The organism is Lentzea flava, from assembly GCF_014648475.1.
GTDB classification, from domain to species: domain Bacteria; phylum Actinomycetota; class Actinomycetes; order Mycobacteriales; family Pseudonocardiaceae; genus Lentzea; species Lentzea flava.
Genome location: NZ_BMRE01000128.1, coordinates 1 through 3698 on the forward strand (window position 1 = coordinate 1; position 3698 = coordinate 3698).

At 63.0% G+C, this 3698-nt stretch carries 4 protein-coding genes; 1 reads left to right on the top strand and 3 read right to left on the bottom strand.

Going from position 1 to position 3698, the window contains the following annotated elements:
- Window positions 1-167 precede the first annotated feature (167 nt).
- Together IEZ09_RS45730 and IEZ09_RS45735 are read right to left on the bottom strand one after the other, a co-directional pair.
- Window positions 168-1073, bottom strand: coding sequence for a hypothetical protein (locus IEZ09_RS45730; RefSeq protein ID WP_189260117.1), 906 nt, complete (start codon window positions 1071-1073; stop codon window positions 168-170).
- A 5-nt stretch (window positions 1074-1078) separates the two neighbouring features.
- Window positions 1079-1492 carry a YbaB/EbfC family nucleoid-associated protein gene (locus IEZ09_RS45735; RefSeq protein WP_189260118.1) on the bottom strand — a complete coding sequence of 138 codons (414 nt, stop codon included), beginning with the start codon at window positions 1490-1492 and terminating at the stop codon, window positions 1079-1081.
- Window positions 1493-2046: 554 nt separating this feature from the next.
- Between IEZ09_RS45735 and IEZ09_RS45740 the strand changes: the two genes are divergently transcribed.
- Window positions 2047-2583: a response regulator transcription factor gene (locus IEZ09_RS45740; protein WP_229813568.1), complete on the top strand. Its 537-nt coding sequence runs from the start codon at window positions 2047-2049 to the stop codon at window positions 2581-2583.
- Here IEZ09_RS45740 and IEZ09_RS45745 read toward each other — a convergent pair.
- Window positions 2556-3074 carry a DUF2017 family protein gene (locus IEZ09_RS45745; protein WP_189260120.1) on the bottom strand — a complete coding sequence of 173 codons (519 nt, stop codon included), beginning with the start codon at window positions 3072-3074 and terminating at the stop codon, window positions 2556-2558. The two genes, IEZ09_RS45740 and IEZ09_RS45745, sit on opposite strands and share 28 nt — an antisense overlap.
- Window positions 3075-3698: the final 624 nt, after the last annotated feature.

Sequence of the window (3698 nt, forward strand, 5' to 3'; positions counted from 1 at the left end):
CGCCACAACCCCCGCACGCCGCTCAACACACCCACGACCACACGGACACACCCGCGCACGCAAAACCACAAACCCAGCACCTGCGCTTTCAGGCGCTCGGCACAAATGGGTTTCACGAAACCACCCCAGAGGCGCGGATGAACTCGGACTGCAACGTTGCCGCGGCCTCAGCGGCCTTGATCGGATCCGTCTGAGCCGGTCGACGGTGGCAGCTTCACCGTATTTTGCGGCGTCGCGATCGGGTCGCCCTGATTGAACTCCACCAGGTCAGTCGGATGCACCGACTTCGTGAAGGTCTTCTGAGCCGGAGGATTGAGCGGTTCGTCCACCACGTACCTCGAACTTCCATCCGGCTGCCTCTCCATCCTGCCGACCAGACGATTCATCCCGCCAGGCCCCCGCTGCTCTACAGGACGGAAAGACTCATCATTCTCCACATACCTCGAACTTCCATCCGGCTGCTTCACCACCTTGCCGACCAAACGATTCAACCCACCAGGACCAGCCTGCTCCACAGGACGGAAAGACTCATCATTCTCCACATACCTCGAACTTCCATCCGGCTGCTTCACCACCTTGCCGACCAAACGATTCAACCCACCAGGACCAGCCTGCTCCACAGGACGAAACGCCTGGGACGCACCCGGTGACTTGAGGTGCTTCCCGAGATGATTGGCAATGTTGGTGTTGTTCTCGTCGACGCGTTGGGCTGCGAGCCCGAGCGCTGTGATCCCCTCGCCGGCGGACTCCGCACCGTCTGACGTCTTGAACAGGACGCTCACGATGTCGTCCCCGACCTTGAAGTGGCTGGGAGAGTACGTGTCCCAGGTCTCGTCGGACACACCGCGCTTCAGCGGCGCGACCCTGGAGTACTCAGCAAGCCCGTGTGCGAACGACCGAATTTTGTGAGAAAGAGCCTTAAACATGGCCCCGTACCGGAGCAGGGCATCGACGTCGCGGAAGATCGGGCCGTTGACTCCGCCGAAGTCATCGGTCGACCAACCTCCACCTCCATCACTTCCACCCGAGGTGTCACCTGATCCGCCGTTGACGGGAGGCTGCTTGGCGGCCATGCTTATCAGCTCCTCAAATCCATCGTCTGGCGCCGTGCCGCGTGCTGGTCGAGCTCAGCGGTCAGCACTGACGGGAGATCGGCTTCGCCACGGAACAACTGGTGCACATCGACCCCAGCAGGCATCGACGGTGCAAGGATGTCCGCCGACTTGGTGGCCACCTGGGCCTGTGCATCGGCGATCGCCTTGAACACCGCTGAGGACAGCTCGTTGGGGGCCATGCGCTTGTAGGCACTGGTCGGGAACTTCACTTCCTTCACGAAGCCGCCGTAGCCAACGGTGACCGAGACGGCCTGCCTTGGCGCGGTGACCGTGCAGGTCACCTCTCTCAGCTTCTGCTGGGTCTCGCGCAGCTCGACGATCTGCTGCTGCAACTGCTCCTTCAGCTGCTCGACCCGCTCGTTATGCGGAGAAGACACCACACGCTCCCTCACCAGCTCGGCACCGGACCCAGTCCAATGCGCCCTGTGAACCCGCATTACAGCTACTGCTTTCTTCTGCAATCAACGCAGCCGGACCGTTACGAACCCAAGGTGAACCTCAAGTTGCCCGCAAGGGCCGAAGTCGACGAGCAAACCAGTTGAGACGACTTACATCAGGTAAGTTGCCTAACCGGCCCACCGGAACAGCATTGACCGAACAACGCAAGCCCAGGCTCAACCGCAGGTCAACCGCTTCGCGCGGACGCTACCCATCGGTACACTGCTGCAGGCACTTTCGCGCAGCGGGCCTGAGACGGCAGGTGAAGGCCGCGGAACCCCCACCAACTTAACCGGCAGCTTTTGCAAAACTGAAAGCTGCCGCCCGAAGTGACTGGTGTCCGGACCTGATCGCGATGTTCGCTATGGACATGACTCCGCACACCGCTTGGCCGAGTGAGCGCCGCCCTGCCACCTCCGGGCAGACGCGCCGCGCGGCAATCCGCGTATCGGTCGTCACGACTGATCCTCTGGTCACCTCAGGCCTGCTCGCGATGCTCCGACCCACGCCTGGAATCGAACTGGTCACGGAGTCGTCGGAGGCGGAGGTCACCATCGCCGTCGCCGACGTCGGTCTGCACGAAGTGCTCACCCCCGGCATCAAGAGGCTCGTGCTCATCGCCGATGATTTGAAGCGGAACGAACTGTGGGCAGCCATCGAACACGGACTCGTCGTCCTGGTACCGCGCAACGAAGCGACCAACCGGACCAGGCTGCTGCGCGCCGTTCGTGACGCCTGCGAGGGGCGGGGCGACCTTCCAGCCGAGCAACTCGGCATCGTGTTGGAGGGCCTGAAACTGTTGCAGGAGAACACACTCGGCCCGCGGGACCTCACGCTCGGCGGGTTTTCCCAGCGCGAGACCGAGGTGATCAGGCTGCTCGCCGACGGGCTCGACACCAGCGAGATCGCGGAGAGACTGATCTACTCGGAGCGAACCGTGAAGAACGTGTTGCACAGCCTGCTGAGCAGGCTCAATCTGCGCAACCGGGCGCATGCCGTCGCTTACGCCTTGCGGCACGGCGTGATCTGATCGATGCCCTGCCGGAGCGCCTCGAGCCAGTCCGAGGTTCGCTGCGCCGCGTCCTGAACCTCTCGAGGGCGTCCCTCGGCGTACGGGTCGAGTGCTGCCAACACGTCACCGATCAGGCGACACCACGCCGCGACGTCCTCAATGGACTCCAGCACAACAACACCACCGGATTCGGGCAGTGTCGCGGCGGCCCTCCGCGCGGCCGCCGCCGACGCCGTGAGGCAGTCCGGTGCGTGCCAGGCAACCTCCCAGTCCAGGGAACCCTCAGGAAGGTGACCCTTGACGATGGCAACGATTCGAGTGTCGTGTACCGGTTCGGCCGGCACCCACAGGCCGCTCTCTTCCGAGCGGCCTGCGATCCAGGTGCAGGACTTCAACCCGTAATCGGCCAGCCGGACCACACCGGCCGCATAAGAGCGCAGTACGGCAATCTCCTCGCGGCTCAAAACGCCAACCACGGCGCCATCTCCACGTCTGTCCCAGCAGATCATCGCACCGCTCCCGCGAGTCAATCCGTAAGCCACCGCACCATAACTCGGCAAGAGGGCTGAATTAACCCACGGCGAGACAAACCGCCCTTCAGATCCTTGATTTCTGCCCGTACGACACATCTTGATCGGTCGGGCAGATCGCGCGCTTCGGCCGAGTTCCAAGTAGACAAACAGAACGGTGCGGCCAAGGCGAAGTCCGTCCACGCATGTGCAGGTGTCCGGTATCGGGTTTGATTACCTGACCGGCGTCGAGACGGTGTGGTTGTGTGGTGATCGTTGGACTCGTGATCCATGGGCGGGATCAGGCCGAGTTCGGCGTATGGCCGCCGGTGGTTGTGTCAGTCGATCTACTCGGCGGCAGCGATCTCGAGGTCGTCGATACCGCGCCAGGGTTCCCTTGTCGCCGACCAGTTCTGCTTTGAAAATCGAGTTGAAGGCCTCGGCTGTGGCGTTGTCACAGGAATCACCTTTGCCGCCAACGATGCCACCACGCCAGCCTCGGCCAGGCGCTGGCTGTAGCACACCGCAGTGTATTGCGTTCCGCGGTCGAATCACGCCCATCCCGACTCCGTGATGGGCGAACTGCTCGGTCTGCCGCGACACGACGGCGAACGGGTGGCCGGC